The 15,907-nt window shown below is 75.4% G+C and carries 20 protein-coding genes; 9 read left to right on the top strand and 11 right to left on the bottom strand.

Translation table 11 applies throughout. The features are described from left to right. The first annotated feature begins 14 nt into the window (after window positions 1-14). Both ACI8AX_RS02245 and ACI8AX_RS02250 read left to right on the top strand, forming a co-directional pair. Window positions 15-848 (top strand): SDR family oxidoreductase, encoded by an 834-nt coding sequence (locus ACI8AX_RS02245; protein WP_456548158.1) that lies wholly within the window; start codon window positions 15-17, stop codon window positions 846-848. Continuing rightward, window positions 845-1,357, top strand: coding sequence for a MarR family winged helix-turn-helix transcriptional regulator (locus tag ACI8AX_RS02250; RefSeq protein ID WP_456548159.1), 513 nt, complete (start codon window positions 845-847; stop codon window positions 1,355-1,357). Before ACI8AX_RS02245 ends, ACI8AX_RS02250 begins: the two co-directional genes overlap by 4 nt. Window positions 1,358-1,364: 7 nt before the next feature. On the opposite strand, the gene ACI8AX_RS02255 is transcribed toward ACI8AX_RS02250, so the two are convergent. The 3 genes from ACI8AX_RS02255 to ACI8AX_RS02265 all read right to left on the bottom strand — a co-directional run bounded on the left by ACI8AX_RS02255 (window position 1,365) and on the right by ACI8AX_RS02265 (window position 4,490). Beyond that, window positions 1,365-2,378, bottom strand: coding sequence for an ATP-dependent DNA ligase (locus ACI8AX_RS02255; RefSeq protein ID WP_456548160.1), 1,014 nt, complete (start codon window positions 2,376-2,378; stop codon window positions 1,365-1,367). A 247-nt stretch (window positions 2,379-2,625) separates the two neighbouring features. Next, window positions 2,626-3,015, bottom strand: coding sequence for a MerR family transcriptional regulator (locus ACI8AX_RS02260; protein WP_456548161.1), 390 nt, complete (start codon window positions 3,013-3,015; stop codon window positions 2,626-2,628). Beyond that, window positions 3,015-4,490, bottom strand: a complete 1,476-nt coding sequence (locus ACI8AX_RS02265; protein ID WP_456548162.1) for a SulP family inorganic anion transporter — start codon at window positions 4,488-4,490, stop codon at window positions 3,015-3,017. Before ACI8AX_RS02265 ends, ACI8AX_RS02260 begins: the two co-directional genes overlap by 1 nt. A gap of 144 nt (window positions 4,491-4,634) precedes the next feature. Here ACI8AX_RS02265 and ACI8AX_RS02270 point away from each other — a divergent pair, with 144 nt between their 5' ends. Then, window positions 4,635-5,207: an NADPH-dependent FMN reductase gene (locus ACI8AX_RS02270; protein WP_456548163.1), complete on the top strand. Its 573-nt coding sequence runs from the start codon at window positions 4,635-4,637 to the stop codon at window positions 5,205-5,207. Between the two features lie 54 nt (window positions 5,208-5,261). Here the strand turns inward: ACI8AX_RS02270 and ACI8AX_RS02275 are convergent, their stop codons facing one another. Continuing rightward, complete coding sequence (locus ACI8AX_RS02275; protein WP_456548164.1) at window positions 5,262-5,783, bottom strand: NUDIX domain-containing protein; 522 nt, start codon at window positions 5,781-5,783, stop codon at window positions 5,262-5,264. A 52-nt stretch (window positions 5,784-5,835) separates the two neighbouring features. Here ACI8AX_RS02275 and ACI8AX_RS02280 point away from each other — a divergent pair, with 52 nt between their 5' ends. Further along, window positions 5,836-6,309 carry a DnaJ family domain-containing protein gene (locus ACI8AX_RS02280; RefSeq protein ID WP_456548165.1) on the top strand — a complete coding sequence of 158 codons (474 nt, stop codon included), beginning with the start codon at window positions 5,836-5,838 and terminating at the stop codon, window positions 6,307-6,309. 88 nt (window positions 6,310-6,397) lie between these two features. Next, entirely contained in the window at window positions 6,398-6,559 is a 162-nt protein-coding gene (locus ACI8AX_RS02285; RefSeq protein ID WP_456548166.1) for a hypothetical protein, read from the top strand. Between the two features lie 55 nt (window positions 6,560-6,614). Here ACI8AX_RS02285 and ACI8AX_RS02290 read toward each other — a convergent pair whose 3' ends face one another. Then, the gene (locus tag ACI8AX_RS02290; protein WP_456548167.1) at window positions 6,615-6,980 is read right to left on the bottom strand and encodes a nuclear transport factor 2 family protein; all 366 of its coding nucleotides are present in this window, start codon (window positions 6,978-6,980) and stop codon (window positions 6,615-6,617) included. A gap of 33 nt (window positions 6,981-7,013) precedes the next feature. Next, entirely contained in the window at window positions 7,014-7,418 is a 405-nt protein-coding gene (locus ACI8AX_RS02295; protein WP_456548168.1) for a hypothetical protein, read from the bottom strand. Window positions 7,419-7,505: 87 nt separating this feature from the next. Here ACI8AX_RS02295 and ACI8AX_RS02300 point away from each other — a divergent pair, with 87 nt between their 5' ends. Beyond that, entirely contained in the window at window positions 7,506-8,288 is a 783-nt protein-coding gene (locus tag ACI8AX_RS02300; RefSeq protein WP_456548169.1) for a helix-turn-helix transcriptional regulator, read from the top strand. On the opposite strand, the gene ACI8AX_RS02305 is transcribed toward ACI8AX_RS02300, so the two are convergent. The 3 genes from ACI8AX_RS02305 to ACI8AX_RS02315 all read right to left on the bottom strand — a co-directional run bounded on the left by ACI8AX_RS02305 (window position 8,277) and on the right by ACI8AX_RS02315 (window position 12,535). Next, a complete protein-coding gene (locus ACI8AX_RS02305) occupies window positions 8,277-8,414 on the bottom strand; it encodes a hypothetical protein (protein ID WP_456548170.1) in 138 nt (45 codons plus the stop codon). The genes ACI8AX_RS02300 and ACI8AX_RS02305 overlap by 12 nt on opposite strands. Window positions 8,415-8,576: 162 nt before the next feature. Next, a complete protein-coding gene (locus ACI8AX_RS02310; RefSeq protein ID WP_456548171.1) occupies window positions 8,577-10,454 on the bottom strand; it encodes a hydantoinase B/oxoprolinase family protein in 1,878 nt (625 codons plus the stop codon). Further along, complete coding sequence (locus ACI8AX_RS02315) at window positions 10,451-12,535, bottom strand: hydantoinase/oxoprolinase family protein (RefSeq protein WP_456548172.1); 2,085 nt, start codon at window positions 12,533-12,535, stop codon at window positions 10,451-10,453. Before ACI8AX_RS02315 ends, ACI8AX_RS02310 begins: the two co-directional genes overlap by 4 nt. 138 nt (window positions 12,536-12,673) lie before the next feature. Here ACI8AX_RS02315 and ACI8AX_RS02320 point away from each other — a divergent pair, with 138 nt between their 5' ends. From ACI8AX_RS02320 to ACI8AX_RS02330, 3 genes are all read left to right on the top strand, one after another. Continuing rightward, a complete protein-coding gene (locus tag ACI8AX_RS02320) occupies window positions 12,674-13,006 on the top strand; it encodes a thioredoxin family protein (RefSeq protein WP_456548173.1) in 333 nt (110 codons plus the stop codon). Window positions 13,007-13,073: 67 nt separating this feature from the next. Further along, on the top strand, window positions 13,074-13,397 hold the full coding sequence (locus ACI8AX_RS02325) for an ArsR/SmtB family transcription factor (protein WP_456548174.1): 324 nt from the start codon (window positions 13,074-13,076) through the stop codon (window positions 13,395-13,397). Then, a complete protein-coding gene (locus tag ACI8AX_RS02330) occupies window positions 13,397-13,939 on the top strand; it encodes an SRPBCC family protein (protein WP_456548175.1) in 543 nt (180 codons plus the stop codon). Before ACI8AX_RS02325 ends, ACI8AX_RS02330 begins: the two co-directional genes overlap by 1 nt. A gap of 14 nt (window positions 13,940-13,953) precedes the next feature. Here the strand turns inward: ACI8AX_RS02330 and ACI8AX_RS02335 are convergent, their stop codons facing one another. Continuing rightward, on the bottom strand, window positions 13,954-15,036 hold the full coding sequence (locus ACI8AX_RS02335; RefSeq protein ID WP_456548176.1) for a winged helix DNA-binding domain-containing protein: 1,083 nt from the start codon (window positions 15,034-15,036) through the stop codon (window positions 13,954-13,956). A gap of 43 nt (window positions 15,037-15,079) precedes the next feature. Then, the gene (locus tag ACI8AX_RS02340; RefSeq protein ID WP_456548177.1) at window positions 15,080-15,904 is read right to left on the bottom strand and encodes an SDR family oxidoreductase; all 825 of its coding nucleotides are present in this window, start codon (window positions 15,902-15,904) and stop codon (window positions 15,080-15,082) included. Window positions 15,905-15,907 lie beyond the last annotated feature (3 nt).

A 15,907-nucleotide genomic window follows, 5' to 3' on the forward strand; every position in this document is an offset into this window, starting at 1 on the left:
GCTCAGCTACTCCGGTGATCGTGGTGACGGCGGCGGCGGGCCGGACGGGCACCGCCGTCGTCGGGGCGCTGCGGGCCCGCGGCCTGCCGGTGCGCGCCGTCGTGGGCCGTCCGGGCCCGCGACCGGAGCTGGACGTGGTGGGCGCCGAGGTCGTGGTGGCCGACCTGACGCGGCCGGCGGAGTGGTCCGCCGTCCTCACCGGCGCCGACGGGCTCTACGTGATCTGGCCGAACTTCGACCCGGGTGAGGCCGAGGGCGCCGCGGCGCTGTTCGCCGCGGCACGGGAGGCCGCCGTCGGCCGGGTCGTCTACCACTCCGTGCTCCGCCCGCAGGCCCGCGCGATGCCGCACCACGCCGCCAAGGACCGCGCCGAGGAGGCGCTCGACCGGGCCGGCGTGCCCTGGCGGGTGCTCCAGCCGTGCGCCTACGCGCAGAACCTCGACGAAGAGGTCCTCCACGCCGCGCGCACCGGCGTGCTGCACAGCAGGTGGGGCCTGCGGACGGCGCAGTCGCTGGTCGACGTCGCCGACGTGGGGGAGGCGGCCGCCGTGCTGCTCACCGAGGACGGCCTCGACGGCGGCACCTTCGAGGTCGCCGGTCCCGAGCCCCTGACCGCCCCACGGCTGGCCGGGCTGCTCGGTGCGACGCTGGGCCGCGAGGTCGTCGCCGAGGACGCCGTCCCCCCGGGCGAGGTGCCGGACGCCTACCCGGCGCGCTGCCTGCGGCTGATGCTCGACCACTACCGCGCGCACGGGTTCACCGGCAGCCCCCGGGTGGCCGCCGCGCTGCTGGGCCGGCCGCCCCGCCGCTACGCCGAGCACCTCGCCGACCTGCTGGCCGCGACATGAGCGAGCCCGCGGACGCCGTCGACCTCATCCTGGAGCAGTGGGCCCGGGAGCGCCCCGACCTGGACTGCGCGCCGATGGGTGTCATCGGCCGGATCACCCAGCTGCAGCGGGAGGTCCACCTCGCTCAGCGCGCCACCTTCGCGCGGCACGGGCTGGACGCCGCCGCCTTCGACGTCCTCGCGGCGCTGCGCCGGGCGGGACCGCCCTACCAGCTCACCCCCACCGCGCTCATGCGGACGGCGCTGGTGACCTCCGGCGCCATCACCCAGCGGCTGGACCGGCTCGAGGAGCGCGGGCTGATCACCCGCACGCGCAGCGAGTCCGACGGCCGCGGCGTCGTCGTCACCCTCACCGACACCGGGCGGGCCGCCCTGGACGCCGCGCTGCCCGACCACCTGGAGACCGAGCGGCGGCTGCTGGCCGGGCTCGACGACGAGGAGCTGGCCCGCCTGGCCGACCTGCTGCGCCGCTTCCTGGTGTCGCTGGGCCGGGTGCCGCAGCACCCCTGACCGCGGGTCAGCCGATGCCGGGGACGTCCTCGGGGCGCAGGTCGGGGCGGGTGCGGACGTAGCGCAGCGGGTGCCGGAAGACGCCGGCCTGCAGGGCGGCGTCGGCGCTGACCTCCACCACGACGTCGGGCCGCACGCGGGTGAGCGCGACGCTCAGCCGGCCGCCCCCGAAGCGGCCGGTCCCGATGCGCTCGGGCCACGGGTGGCCCGGGTCGGCGGGGGTGAGGACGGCGGCCAGCTCCTCGGCCGCGGCCGGCGTCAGGGGGCTGGTGCGGCCGACGACGACCAGCTCGCCGTCCCGGTAGCGCCCGGCGACCAGCTGGCTGGGCCGGTCGACGGAGCCGATGACCCCACCGGCGAGCACCTCCGTGGTCTCCCACGACTTGACCTTCAGCCACTCCCGCCGGCCGGGCGCGTAGCGCGTGCCGGCGCCCTTGGCGACCAGGCCCTCCACGCCGGCGGCGCGCCACTCGCGGGACCACTGCCGGGCCTCGTCGGGGTCGGTGGTGGCGGGGGAGAGCTGCATGGGCGGCGCCCACCGCGCGGCGAGCGCCTCCAGCTCCGCGCGGCGGACCCGCAGCGTGCGGCGGCGCAGGTCGGTGCCGCCGGCGGCGAGCAGGTCGAAGGCCACGTAGGACGCCGGCGCCGCGGCGGCCTGGGCGGCGATCCGGCCGGGGGCGGTGACCATCCGCTTCTGCAGCAGGCCGAAGTCCAGCCGGTCGTCGTGCCAGATGACCACCTCGCCGTCGACCACGGAGCCGGCCGGCAGCTGCGCGAGCGCGGCGGCGGCGACGTCGGGGAAGCGGTCGGTCAGGTCGCGGCCCTGCTTCGACCACAGCCGGGTGCTGCGCGCGCCGCGGACGACGACCAGGCGGTAGCCGTCCCACTTCGGCTCGTAGAGGCAGCCGCCGGGAAGCGCGCCGGCCGCGGGGAGGTCCCGCACCGGCTTGGCGAGCTGCACCGCGACCGGGCCGGCCAGGTCCGGTGGCAGGTCCGGCAAGCCGGGGGCGGTCAGCGGCACGACGGCCAGCCTGCGGGCTGCCGCGGGCTCCCGCAGCGCCCCGGCGGACCGGATCACCCGTTCGGTGGAGGGTCGCCACGCTCCGCGTCGTGGCCGGTCAGGGGCACGAGCGGCGCGTGCGGGTCAAGTCACGATCGGGTCGCGCTCGGGTCGCGTCCGGCCACGGGCAGTGTGCGCGGAGTGCCCGTCCCGGCGGCGGATCGGTCCCGGAGCGCGCAGTGCCCGTGCCGGGGAGCTCCCGCGGACGTCAGTCGCGGACGGCGGACAGCCGGCCGGCGAGGCCGGCCGCGAACTCCTCGGCGACGGCGAGCTCCGCCCGCAGCGCGTCCACCCGCACCCGGGCGGCCTCGTGGAACATCCGCAACCGATCGACCAGCGCCGCGCGCTCCGGCCTCCCGGTGGCCGCGAGGTCGGCGAGCAGGGTCAGCAGCTCGCGCATCTCGTCGAGGGTGAAGCCCAGCGGCTTCATCCGCTTGACGACCTCCAGCCGGCCGACGTCGTCCTCGCTGTAGAGCCGGAAGCCGCCCTCGCTGCGGGCCGTCGGGACCACGAGCCCGCTCTCCTCGTAGAAGCGGATCGTGCGCAGGCTGAGCCCGGTGCGCTCGGCGACCTGGCCGATCTGCACCAGCCGGGTCATCAGTGCGCCCCGACGAGCCGGCCGGTGTGCCGCTCGTAGCGGTCGGCGGAGTGGCCGGCGAGGCCCACGATCTCGACCTGCTTGCCGCGGGCGGCGTAGCGGTGGGCGAGGGCGTCGAGCACGGCGACCGTGGAGGCGTCCCAGACGTGCGCGCGCGAGAGGTCGACCACGACCCGGTCGGGGTCGACGGCGGGGTCGAACTGCCCGGCGAGGTCGTTGCTGGAGGCGAAGAAGAGCGCGCCCTCGACCGTGTAGCGGGCGGTGTCGCCGTCGACGACCCGCTCGACGCGGACCACGTGCGCCACGCGCCGGGCGAACAGCACGCAGGCGACCAGGACGCCGACCCCGACGCCGATCGCGAGGTTGTGGGTGACCAGCGTGACCGCCACGGTCGCCAGCATCACCGCGGTCTCGCTGCGCGGCATCCGGGGCAGGGTGCGCAGGCTGTGCCAGTCGAACGTGGCGATCGACACGAAGACCATCACGGCGACCAGCGCGGCCATCGGGATGAGGGCGACGACGTCGCCGAGCGCCACCACGAGCACCAGCAGCAGGACGCCGGCGAGGAACGTCGACAGCCGGGTGCGGGCACCCGACCTCACGTTGATCATCGTCTGGCCGATCATCGCGCAGCCGCCCATGCCGCCGAAGAAGCCGGTGACGACGTTGGCCACGCCCTGCCCCCAGGACTCGCGCGTCTTGTCGGAGGGTGTGCCGGTCAGGTCGTCGACCAGCTTCGCCGTCATGAGCGACTCCATCAGCCCGACGAAGGCCACGCCCAGCGCGTAGGGCGTGATGATGCGCAGCGTCTCCCAGGTGAGGGGGACGTCGGGCAGCGCGAGGAAGGGCAGGCTGTCGGGCAGCGCCCCCTCGTCACCGACGTCGGGCAGGTCCCACCCGGCGAGCAGGGCGACGGCGGTGAGCACGACGATGGCCACCAGCGGCGCCGGCACCGCCGTCGTCAGGCGGGGCAGCAGGAAGACCACGGCCAGGCCGGCGGCGACCATCGGGTACACCAGCGCCGGGACGCCGACGAGGTGCGGCACCTGCGCGGCGAAGATGAGGATCGCCAGGGCGTTGACGAACCCCACCATCACGCTGCGCGGGACGAAGCGCATGAGCCGGGCGACCCCGGCGACGGCCAGCAGGACCTGGAAGACACCGCCGAGGACGACGGCGGCGATCAGGTACGGGAGGCCGTGGTCGGCCACGAGCGGGGCCACGACCAGGGCGATCGCGCCGGTCGCGGCGCTGATCATGGCCGGACGGCCGCCGGTGAAGGCGATGACCACGGCCATGGTGAAGGAGGCGAACAGGCCCACCTGCGGGTCGACCCCGGCGAGGATCGAGAAGCTGATGGCCTCGGGGATCAGCGCGAGCGCGACGACCAGGCCGGCGAGCACCTCGGTACGGGCGACGCGCGGCGAGAGCCAGGCGGGGCGGGCCGGACGGAGGGCGCGGAGAGCGGTCGGCACGTGCGACCACTCTGCCCCACGACTCGACCCTCACGTGAGAGGAGGGTGCTGCGAGGTCCGTCACGGTGCCGGATCGGAATCACGGGGGCCGCGACGAGTTGAGAGCTCGACGGAACCACCCGCGCCGTCCCCTGGAGTGCCGCCATGTCCCGTCCCGTGCTGCAGGTGGTCGCCGCCAGCACCCGTCCCGGCCGCAAGGGCATCGCGGTCGCGCGCTGGGTGCAGCAGCTGGCCGAGGCCCACGCCGGCTTCGACGTCGAGCTGGTCGACCTGGCCGAGGTCGGGCTGCCGCTGCTCGACGAGCCGGACCACCCCCGGCTGCGCCGGTACGTGCAGCAGACGACGAAGGACTGGAGCGCGACCGTGGACCGGGCCGACGCCTTCGTCTTCGTGACCCCCGAGTACAACCACTCGTTCCCGGCGTCGCTGAAGAACGCGCTGGACCACCTGCACGCCGAGTGGGCGGACAAGGCCGCCGGCCTGGTGTCCTACGGCGGGGTCTCCGCCGGCCTGCGCGCCGCCACGGCGCTGAAGCCCGTGCTCGCCGCGCTGCGCCTGCACCCCGTGCCCGAGGCGGTGTCGGTGCCGTTCTTCACCCAGTTCCTCGCCGACGACGAGGTCTTCGCCGGCAACGCCGAGCTCGAGGCGGGCGGCAAGGCGATGCTCGACGAGCTGCTGCGCGTCACCGCCGCGCTGCGCACCCTCCGCGACGCCTAGGCCCGGGTGCAGGGGTCGCCGCGAGCCGGCGGGCGGTGGGGGGCACCGGGGTCCTCACCCGAGGAGCAGGAGCGAGTACGCCGCCAGGGACGGGCCGTCGGTGAACCGGCCGCCGCGGACCATCGCCCGCAGCTCGGACTCGGGGACGAAGGCGTGCCGCATGTCGGCCTCCGACGCCTCCCGTGCCGTGGGGCCGGGCGTGAGGTCGGTGGCCAGCCACACGTCGAACTCCTGGGTGGACATGCCCGACGCGAGGTCGAGGTGGCCCAGGTGGCGCAGCGAGCCCGCGCGCAGCCCGGTCTCCTCGGCCAGCTCGGCGCGGGCCAGCTCCTCCGGCGTCCCCTCGCTGCCGGCGCCCCACGTGCCCTGCGGGAACTCCCACGCCCGGCGGCCCACGGGGTGGCGGTACTGCTCGACCAGCCAGAAGCCGTCGCGCTCGGCCGGGATCACGAGCGCGAAGTGCGCCTTCTCGATGACGCCGTAGATGCCGGTGCTGCCGTCGTCGCGCTCGACGGTGTCCTCCCGCACCCGGATCCACGGGTTGCGGTACACCTCCCGGCTGCTCGTCGTCCGCATGTGCCCGAGCCTCGCAGAACGGGGACCATGGGGTGCGACGACATGGAGGGCGATGACCGACCGGAAGCCCCAGGGGATCTCGTTCGAGACCTGGGTGGAGCAGCAGATCCGGCAGGCGCAGGAGCGGGGCGCGTTCACCGGCCTGCCGGGCGCGGGCCAGCCGCTGCGGATCGACCCCGAGCAGACCGCCTACGACTGGGCGCTGGCCAAGGCGCGCCGGGAGGGCGTGGAGACCGCCGACATGCTGCCGCCGGGGCTGCGGCTGCGGCGCGAGCGCGACGAGCTGCCGGCGCGGGCGGCCCGGCTGCCGAGCGAGGACGCCGTCCGCGCGCTCGCCGAGGACTACAACGCCCGGGTCCAGGCCTTCTGGCGGCTGCCGCAGGAGAGCCGGTGGGCGCCGGTGCCCGGGCTGGCCGACGTCGACGCGCTCGTCGAGGGCTGGCGGCGGGACCGGCCGCCGGCCCCGCCGCCGGCACCGGCGCCGCCCGCGGAACGCCCGCGCCGGCGCTGGTGGCGCCGGCGCTGAGGCCGGTTGCGCCCCCAGCGAACGCCCGGGGTCCCCGCCGCCGCGGCGGGTAGGAGTGGGCGTGCCCGTTCCCGACGAGAGGACCGTCATGTCCGAGGTACCAGGCACCGACCGCGACCAGGCCCGCAAGAACGTCGAGGAGGAGACCCCGACCGCGCCCGAGGACGTGGCCGGCGCCACCGACACCGGCGAGGGGACGACGGGCGACGAGGCCAAGCCCTCGCCCGGCCCCACCGAGCCCCTGTCCTGAGCACGTGCAGCGGCCCGCCGCGAGCTCTCCGCTCGCGACGGGCCGCTGCGCTGCCTCAGGCCGCCGGGACCCGGTCCAGGAAGCCCAGCACGGTGCGGATCCGGCCGTCGCCGTCGACGACCGCCACGTCGGAGCCGGTGATCGGCGGCTCGCCGTCGGCGGGACCGAGGTGCCACGTGAAACGGAGCTGGTCGTGGTGGGCGTCGGCCGGCCCGGCCAGCCGGAAGGCGAACCCGGGGAACTGCTGCTGGACGGCGGCGATGGTCGCCTCGATGGCGTCGCGGCCCTCGGCGTCGACCAGCGGGTCGGTGTAGCGGGCGTCGGCGGCGAACAGCTCGTCGACGGCCGCGCGGCGGGCCGCGGCGTCGGTCGCGTTCCAGGCGGCGATGTAGCGGTCGGCGTGGGCGGTGGTGGCAGGCATGGCGCTCTCCTCGGGTGGGGTGGGGTGGGTGGGTCAGCGGCGCCGGAGCGCGACGAGCTGGACGGCGGCGAAGCCCGCGACGACGGCGGCCTGCAGCAGCACCCACGCCGTCCCGGCGCCGGTGAGCTCGAAGCGGCCGGTGACGACGACGGCGACGCTGCCGGCGGCCCACAGCGTGTTGGCCGCGACGACGGCCTCGGTGGCCGCGGCGGGCACCACGGGCCGGGCGGCGACGAGCGCGACCGCGCCGGCGTAGACGAGCAGGAACGCGCCGAGCCCGCGCAGCGCCCCGGCCGGGACGCCGAGCAGGTCGGCGAGCAGGGGCGCCGCGAGCAGGTACGCGGCTCCGTTGGCCCCGGTGACGGCGGCGTCCAGGCGCAGCGCCAGGCGGAGCAGGTCGAGCGGGCGGCGGGTGGTGGTGGTCGTGGCAGTGGTCATGGCGACGACCGTGGCCGGGGCGGGGAACGGCGTCGATTACCTCCCGGGTAAGCGACGGGCGGACCGGGCGTCGCTAGCGTCCGGGGCGTGACCACCGCCGTCCGACCGCCCGTGGGGGAGCTGCTGCGCGACTGGCGCCGCCGGCGCCGGCTGTCCCAGCTGGACCTGGCCAGCGACGCCGGCGTCTCGACGCGGCACCTCAGCTTCGTCGAGACCGGACGCTCCCGGCCCAGCCGCGACATGCTGCTGCACCTGGCCGAGCAGCTCGAGGTGCCGCTGCGCGAGCGCAACGAGCTGCTGCTCGCCGCCGGCTTCGCCCCCGCCTACGGGCAGCGCGGCCTCGACCACCCGGACATGGCCGCGGTGAGCCGGGCGCTGGACCTGGTGCTGCGCGCCTACGAGCCCTACCCGGCGCTCGTGGTGGACCGCGCGTGGGAGCTGGTCACGGCCAACGCGACGGTCGCGCTGCTCACCGACGGCGTGGCCGCGCACCTGCTCGAGCCGCCGGTCAACGTGCTGCGGCTGAGCCTGCACCCCGACGGGCTGGCGCCGCGGATCGGCAACCTGCCGCAGTGGCGGGCGCACGTGCTGCACCGGCTGGGCCGCGAGGCCGAGCTGACCGGCGACCCCGCGCTGGCGGCGCTGCACCGGGAGCTCGCCGCACTGCCCGGCGGCACCGACCGGACGACGCCCGACGGCATCGTCGTCCCGCTGCGGCTGCGCACCGGCGCCGGCGTGCTCTCGTTCGTCAGCACCGTCACCACGTTCGGCACCGCGGTCGACGTGACCGCCGCCGAGCTCAGCGTCGAGGCGTTCCTGCCCGCCGACGCGGCGACCGCCGACGCGCTGCGGGTGGCGTCAGTCGGCTGAGCCCGGCTGCTCCTCGGCGCGCTCCTCCGCCTCCAGCTCGCGGGTCGCCATGCCGCCGTGCCCGCCCTCGTCGTGCTGCCCCGGGCGCAGGTTGTTGCCCTCGGGCTCCTCGTTCGGCTCGCTCATGGCCCCACCCTTCCCCGCACGGCAGCCCCCGGCCACACGGTGTCCCTCCAGCGCGCTCGTGCTCTGCCCGCCCCTGCGGGCAGAGCACGGGCATTCCCCGTGCTCTGCCCACGACAGTGGGCAGAGCACGAGCTCGTGGGGAGGAGGTGTGCGGCCGGAGGGCTAGAGGACGTCGAACTCGTTGAACGCCGCCCCGCCGGAGAGGAGCGCGTAGCCGGGGCCGCGGTCGAAGAACGGCTCTCCGCCGGTGCGGGCGGCACGCATCTCGTCGCGCAGGGCCGTCGTCGCCGCCTCGTCGGCCGTGCCGTCGTCCCGCACGACCACGCCGTAGTCGTCCCGCGCGCCGGCCACCGAGACCTTGCGCCAGGCGATGTCGCGCAGGACCTCCTCCACCGGGCGGTCCAGCGGGTCGCCCCAGCCGCCGCCCCCGGTCGTGCGGATCCGGACGACGGTCCCGGCGGGCAGCGGCTCGGCGTCGGCGAGCGCGTCCACCTCGTGCTCGTCCGGGCCGCCCGGGTCCACGGTGATGGAGAACGGCCTTCCCGCCCTGCCGCCGTTCACGCCCCAGCAGGCGAGGATGGAGCGGTCGGCGATCGACATGAAGTGCGCGTCGCGCAGCACGCGGATGTGCTTCTCGTAGCCGCAGCCCCCGCGGTAGCGCCCCGGGCCGCCGGAGTCGATCGCCAGCCCCAGCCGCTCCACCCGCAGCGGGAACCGGGACTCGGTGAACTCGGTGGGCAGGTTCCGCGAGTCCGGGACGACGTGGATGGTGTCCTCGCCGTCGGCGTAGTACCGGCCGCCCGAGCCGCCGCCGAGCACCTCGCGCATCAGGTAGGGCTGGCCGTCCCAGTCGGTGCCGTAGACGCCGGTGTAGCGGATCGTCTCCTGGTCGGCGGGCATCCGGCCGCCGGTGGCCTTGGCCAGCACGCCGGCCAGCACGCCGAGCAACCGCAGGATCACGAACGTCCGGGCGTTGGTCGGCGCCGGGAAGACCGGCGTGAGCAGCGTGCCCTTCTCCGGGAAGCGCATCTCGATCAGCGGGACGACGCCCTCGTTGACGTCGAGCTGCGCCATCCGCTCCGGCGACTCCGCCAGGTTGCGCAGGATCGGCGCCAGCCACTTCTTGAGGAAGTTGCCGTCGGCGTAGTCGCCGCAGTGGTTGATCGGGCCCTTGGCCTGCGGGCCGGTGCCGGTGAAGTCGATGACCAGCGGCACCTCGGCGCTCGAGTCCATGGTCAGCGTGATCCGCTGCCGGTGGAGCTTGGGCTCCTCGACGCCGTCGTGCTCGGCGTAGTCCTCCCACACGTAGGTGCCGTCGGGGATCTGCGACAGGATCTCCCGCCGGTACACCTCGGTCGACCCGGCCAGGATCGCCTCGAAGCACGCCTCGACCGCGGCCACGCCGTACCGGTCGAACAGCTCGCCCAGCCGCCGCGCCCCGGCCAGGCAGGCCGAGCACTCGGCGTCGAGGTCGGCGGCCAGCGAGTCGGGCATCCGGGAGTTGCGGGTCATGATCTTGAGCGCGCTCTCGTTGGGCACGCCGCGGTCCCACAGCTTGATCGGCGGGACCATCAGGCCCTCCTCGAACACCGACGTCGCCGCCGAGGGCATCGAGCCCGGCACCGCGCCACCGATGTCGTCGTGGTGCCCGAAGGCCTGCACGAACGCCACGACCTCGGGCTCCCCGGTCTCGGCGTTCCCGGCGAACACGGGCACCGTCACGCACAGGTCGGGCAGGTGCCCGATCCCGCCCTCGGAGAGGTAGACGTCGTTGTGGAAGAAGACGTCGCCGACGTTCATCGTCTCGATCGGGTAGTCGCGCACCACGGGGTGCACCAGCGCCGAGTACGAGCGGCCGGTGAGCTTGCGCATCTGCCGGTCGTGGATGCCGGCGCGGAAGTCGTGCGCGTCCCGGATCATCGGCGACCGCGAGGTGCGCCCGATCGCCGTCTCCACCTCGCGCTCGATCGCCGCCAAGGTGCCGGCGACGATCTCGACGAGGACCGGGTCGGCCTCGACCTTCTGCTGCGTCTCGCTCATCGGTCGGACTCCCTCGTGATCAGCAGGTTGCCGTGCGCGTCGACGGTGGCGGCGAAGCCCGGGTGCACCGGGACGGTCGACCCGAACTCCTCGATGATGGCGGGCCCGGCCACCACATCGCCCGGCGCGAGCCGCGTCCGGTCGTAGGTGGGGGTGTCGACCCAGTCGTCGAAGAACACCCGCCGCGAGCCCGTGACGGCCCGGTCCGTCCCGCCCTCGCCCGGCGGCAGCTCGACCAGGTCGGGACGGCGGATCGGCCCGATCCCGCTCACCCGCAGGTTGACCCACTCCACGGCCTGGCGCGGGTCGTCGGCGAAGTCGTAGCCGTACAGCTGCCGGTGGGCGGCGTGGAAGGCCTGCGCGACGTCCTCGGCGGCCGCGGCGTCCAGCTCGCCGTCCGCCACGGGCACCCGCACCTCGAACGCCTGGCCGACGTAGCGCAGGTCCGCCGTCCGCTGCATCCGCTGGTCGACGCGGGCGAAGCCCTCGCCGTCGAGGGCGGTGCGGGCGCGGTCCTCCAGGCCGGCGAACACGGTGCGCACCCGGTCCAGGTCCAGGTCGGCGTGCTTGGACACCACGGTCTGCACGTAGTCGTTGCGGACGTCGACCGTGAGCAGGCCGAACGCGCTGACGTTGCCGGGGTTCGGTGGCACCAGCGTGCGGGGGAGGCCGAGAACGTCCATCAGCCGGCAGGCCAGCAGCGAGCCGGAGCCGCCGAAGGTCGTCAGCGTGAAGTCGCGGACGTCGAGGCCGCGGGCCACCGTCACCTGGCGCAGCGCGTTGGCCTGGTTCCACGCCGAGATCTCGAGGATGCCGGTGGCGGTGCGCTCCAGCGAGAGGTCCAGCGTCTCGCCCAGCTGCCGGAGGCCGGCGGCCGCGTTCTCGATCGACAGCGGGATCTCCCCGCCCAGCAGGTGCGGGGGGATCCGGCCGAGGACGACGTGCGCGTCGGTCACGGTCGGCCGGTCCCCGCCGGACGGGTAGCACATCGGCCCGGGGTCGGCGCCGGCCGACTGCGGGCCCACCTTGAGCGTGCCCTCCGGGGACAGCCAGGCGATCGAGCCGCCGCCGGCGCCGACGGTCACGACGTCGATCATCGGGATCTTGCTCGGGTAGGCGCCGACCGAGCCCTCGGTGGTGAGCGTCGGCTCGCCGTCGACGACCACGGTGACGTCGGTGGAGGTGCCGCCGCCGTCGCAGGTCAGCACCCGGTCGAAGCCGGCGGCCCCGGCGATCAGCGCGGCGCCCAGGGCGCCGGCGGCCGGACCGGACAGCATCGTGGTGATCGGCTGGTGCACGACCTCCTCGGCCGACAGCACGCCGCCGTTGCTCTTCATCACGTAGAACGGCACGCCCGGCGCGATCTCGTCGAGCCGGGTGCGGATGTTGGTGACGTAGGCGCCCACCCGGGGCTTGACCGCGGCGTCGACCAGCGTGGTCACCGACCGCTCGTACTCGCGGTACTCGCGCAGCACCTCGCTCGACAGCGACACCACCGCGCCCGGCAGCTCCTCGCGCAGGACGTCGAGCATGGCCCGCTCGTGCGCGTCGTTCGCGTAGGCGTGCAGGAAGCAGACGCCGATCGTGCTGATGCCGGCGTCGCGGAAGAACCGGGCGGCCGCACGCGCGTCGTCGACGTCGAACGGCCGTACCTCCCCGCCCTTCACGTCGAGCCGGCCGCGCACGGTGCGCACCAGGTCGGCGGGGACGATCCGCGGCGGCTTGACCCAGAAGTAGCTGTTGCCGTAGCCGTCGGGCACCGACTGGCGGGCGATCTCCAGCACCGACTCGTAGCCCTCGGTGGTGATGAAACCGATCCGGTCGAGCTTGCCCTCGAGCAGCTGGTTGGTGGCGACCGTCGTCCCGTGGCTGACGGCCGTGACCGACTCGCCGGTCAGGCCCATCAGGTCGAGGACCTTGCGGACGCCGGCCAGGAAGCCCTCGGCGGGGTCGGCCGGGGTGGACGGCGTCTTGGTGGTCGTCGTCCGGCCGGTCTGCTCGTCCACCGCGACGACGTCGGTGAACGTGCCCCCGGTGTCGATGCCGATCCGGATCCGGCGCGCGGCGGTCGGGGCGCTCATGGCCGATACCTTAGGGCTGAGGAATCCGCGCGGGAAGCGCCGGCGCGGATCCGGGTAGGTGCGCTGCAAGTCCGCCGCAAGCACCCGCGCGGACGCTGGTCGCCGACAACCCCTCGTCGTCCGCCCAGGAGGTCCCCGATGCCCGCCGCCGTCACCACCGACGCCACCTTCGCCGAGGACGTCCTGCGCAGTCCGCTGCCGGTGCTCGTCGACTTCAGCGCCGCCTGGTGCGCGCCGTGCCGGATGCTCGCCCCGACGATCGACCGGCTGGCCGACGACCAGGCCGGCCGGCTGCGGGTGGTCGTGCTCGACGTCGACGAGAACCCCGAGACGACCCGGCGCTACCAGGTGATGGGCATGCCGACGATGGGCCTGTTCGTCGGGGGCGAGCTCGTGGAGACCCTCGTCGGCGGCCGCCCCGGCTGGGCGATCATGGAGGCGCTGGCGCCGCACCTCCCCGTGCCCGCCTGAGCCCCCGGCCCGTCGGCGTGCCGTACATGCCTTGACAGGCATATGCCCGGCGGGGCATGTTGAGGCCGTGCGGGAGACGACGTGGGCGGCACTGGCCGACCCGAACCGGCGGGCGGTGCTCGGCCTGCTGCGGCGGCGGCCGCGGGCGGTCGGCGAGCTCGTCGGTGAGCTGCGGCTGAGCCAGCCGGCCACCTCGAAGCACCTGCGGGTGCTGCGCGAGGCCGGCCTGGTCCGGGTGCTGCCGCGGGCACAGCAGCGCATCTACGCGCTCGACCCCGCGCCGCTGGCCGAGCTGGACGCCTGGCTGGCGCCCTACCGCGACCTGTGGAACCCGGCGCTCGACGCGCTGGGCGCCCACCTGGACGCGACCGCCGACCCCGAGGAGGCCTGATGGACACCGTGCCGAGCAGCGACCTGGGCACCTACGTCGAGCACGGCGGCCGGCCCGCCGTCCGGTTCGTGCGCACCTACCCGCACCCGGTCGAGCGCGTCTGGCGCACGGTCAGCGACCCCGCCGAGCTCGCGCACTGGTTCCCCTCGCGCGTCACGATCGAGCCGCGCGAGGGCGGGCGGATCACCTTCTCCGACGACCCGTACACGGAGGGGGCCACCGGCGTCGTCCTGGTCTGGGACCCGCCGCGCCGGCTGTCGTTCAGCTGGTTCGAGGACGAGCTGCACCTGACGCTGGAGGAGACGGCCGGCGGCGGCTGCCGGCTCACGCTGGTCAACACCCTCGGCGACCGCGCGGCCGCCGCCCGCAACGCCAGCGGCTGGCTGGTCTGCCTGGCCGAGCTGGCGAAGGCGCTCGACGGCCGGCCCGGCAGCGGCCCCCACGGGGACGGCGTCCTCCCCTGGGAGCCGGTCTACGCCGCCCACCTCGCCGCCGGCCTGCCCTCGGGCGCCGAGGTCCCGGCGGCCGCCGCCGGCGACTGAGCGCGTCGAGGGGGTCAGGAGAGGTCGACGGCCCTCAGCGCCGCCCCGCGGAACGCCGCCAGGCGCTCGGCCTGCTCCTCGACCGCCGTCCGCAGCGCTGTCGTCACCCGCACCCACGGGTCCACGGTCACCGTCAGCGCCGACCCGGCCTTGCGTGGCCGCCAGGCGCCGGCGAGCTCCGCCCCCGACAGCACGGCGCCCGGCCGGCCCAGCACCGGCCACAGCTCTTTGCGCCGCGCCGGGTCCGGCACGAGCAGCTCGCGGTCGCGCGCCTGGAGGAACAGGTCGAAGGGCCCCAGCAGCCGGGTCGCGGTCGGCGGGCCGGCCGCGAGCCCGTCCGGGTCGAGGGTCCAGCGACGGCCGCCCTCGACCGTCACCTCGACGGCGTCGTCCGGCCAGTGCGCCTTCACGTCCTCCACCGGCGCGTCGAGGTAGGCGGCGACGTGCTGCGGCGTCGCCGGGCCGAGCAGCCGCAGGTACGCACGGACGACGTCCAGCCGCTCGGGCACGGTGTCGGCCGGCGCGAGGTCCGGCACCCGCTGCAGCACCGGCGGCGAGGTGCCCGGCTGCAGCTCCAGTCCCGCACGCAGCGCGGCGAGCCGGAACGGCTGCTCGAAGGGGTGCGTCGCCCCGCACGGCCGGCAGTACCGCAGGTAGGGCGGGTCCAGCACCGCGGTGAGCCGGCTCGACATCTCGCCCTTGACCACCGGTTCGGCGGCGATGGTCCGCATCGCGGCGGCCACGGTGTCCAGCGCGGTGAGCACCGGGATGCCGGCGGCCTTGAGCGGCTTGGCGGCGTCGAAGACCCGCTTCGCGGCGTCGTCCTCGGAGAACGGCGCCGTGGCGGCCGCGACCCCCGGCAGGTCGGCCCGCCGGTAGAGGTGCGGCGCGCCGCGGATGCTCCACACCGTGGCCAGCTCGCCGGGCGCCGGCGTGAGCCCGCGCAGCGCCAGCGCCCAGCGGCCGCCGTCGGGCCCGGTGTCCTGCATGCCGATGTCGAGGACGGCGGTGTCCTCGACGGTGCCGGCGTCGCGGTCCAGCTGCTGTGCCCGGACGCGGGCGCCGAGGACCTCGCCGGCGGTCGCGGTGAGCGTCATGCGGCCGACCGTAGGGGCCGTCGGTGCCGGGTGCCGGCCGCGATCAGCCGCCGTGCGCCGCGATCGACAGCTCCTCCCACTCCCGCCACGTGGCCAGGCGCCGCTCGTACTCCTTGGTCGCCATCGCCAGTGGCGCTCTGCCGAAGAAGACCCGCAGCGGCGGCTCCTCGGCGTCGACCAGCCGTAGGACGGCGGCGGCGGTGGCGGCCGGGTCACCGGCGGACTGCGCGGCCTTGGCGCGGGTGGCCTGCACCTTCGCCCGGTACTCGTCGTAGGCGGGCTCGGGCTGCGCGTGCTTGGCCGACGAGCCCGACCAGTCGGTCGAGTACCCGGCGGGCTCGATGATGGTGACCTTGATGCCGAACTGGGCGACCTCCGTGGCCATCGACTGGCTGAACGCCTCCAGCGCCCACTTGGAGGCGTTGTAGACGCCGATGTTGGGCAGCGCGACGATGCCGCCGACCGAGCTGACCTGCAGCAGGTGCCCCGAGCCCTGGGCGCGCATCAGCGGCAGCGCGGCCTGGGAGACCCACAGCGCGCCGAAGACGTTGACGTCGAACTGCGCCCGGGCCTCGGCCTCGCTGACCTCCTCGACCATCCCGAACTGCCCGTAGCCCGCGTTGTTCACCACGACGTCGAGCCGGCCGAAGGTGTCGTGCGCCCGCTGCACAGCCGCGATGTCGGCCTCGCGGTCGGCGACGTCGAGCTCGATGGGGAGGACGGCGTCCCCGTGCCGCTGCACGAGGTCGTCCAGCGTGCCGGTGTCGCGGGCGGTGGCCGCGACGCGGTCGCCACGCTCGAGGGCGGCGGCGGCCCACTCCCGGCCGAAGCCGCGGGACGCGCCGGTGATGAACCAGGTCTTCGACATGGG

This window comes from Blastococcus sp. SYSU D00813, from assembly GCF_054050735.1.

Bases quoted from the DNA above. Each gene is read 5' to 3' on its own strand.
- ACI8AX_RS02280 (WP_456548165.1), top strand. From the start codon at position 5,836: ATGACCGACCGGAAGCCCCAGGGGATCTCGTTCGAGACCTGGGTGGAG.
- ACI8AX_RS02320 (WP_456548173.1), top strand. From the start codon at position 12,674: ATGCCCGCCGCCGTCACCACCGACGCCACCTTCGCCGAGGACGTCCTG.
- ACI8AX_RS02270 (WP_456548163.1), top strand. From the start codon at position 4,635: ATGTCCCGTCCCGTGCTGCAGGTGGTCGCCGCCAGCACCCGTCCCGGC.
- ACI8AX_RS02260 (WP_456548161.1), bottom strand. From the start codon at position 3,015: ATGACCCGGCTGGTGCAGATCGGCCAGGTCGCCGAGCGCACCGGGCTC.
- ACI8AX_RS02315 (WP_456548172.1), bottom strand. From the start codon at position 12,535: ATGAGCGCCCCGACCGCCGCGCGCCGGATCCGGATCGGCATCGACACC.
- ACI8AX_RS02305 (WP_456548170.1), bottom strand. From the start codon at position 8,414: ATGAGCGAGCCGAACGAGGAGCCCGAGGGCAACAACCTGCGCCCGGGG.
- ACI8AX_RS02335 (WP_456548176.1), bottom strand. From the start codon at position 15,036: ATGACGCTCACCGCGACCGCCGGCGAGGTCCTCGGCGCCCGCGTCCGG.
- ACI8AX_RS02290 (WP_456548167.1), bottom strand. From the start codon at position 6,980: ATGCCTGCCACCACCGCCCACGCCGACCGCTACATCGCCGCCTGGAAC.
- ACI8AX_RS02330 (WP_456548175.1), top strand. From the start codon at position 13,397: ATGGACACCGTGCCGAGCAGCGACCTGGGCACCTACGTCGAGCACGGC.
- ACI8AX_RS02295 (WP_456548168.1), bottom strand. From the start codon at position 7,418: ATGACCACTGCCACGACCACCACCACCCGCCGCCCGCTCGACCTGCTC.
- ACI8AX_RS02340 (WP_456548177.1), bottom strand. From the start codon at position 15,904: ATGTCGAAGACCTGGTTCATCACCGGCGCGTCCCGCGGCTTCGGCCGG.
- ACI8AX_RS02275 (WP_456548164.1), bottom strand. From the start codon at position 5,783: ATGCGGACGACGAGCAGCCGGGAGGTGTACCGCAACCCGTGGATCCGG.
- ACI8AX_RS02285 (WP_456548166.1), top strand. From the start codon at position 6,398: ATGTCCGAGGTACCAGGCACCGACCGCGACCAGGCCCGCAAGAACGTC.
- ACI8AX_RS02310 (WP_456548171.1), bottom strand. From the start codon at position 10,454: ATGAGCGAGACGCAGCAGAAGGTCGAGGCCGACCCGGTCCTCGTCGAG.
- ACI8AX_RS02250 (WP_456548159.1), top strand. From the start codon at position 845: ATGAGCGAGCCCGCGGACGCCGTCGACCTCATCCTGGAGCAGTGGGCC.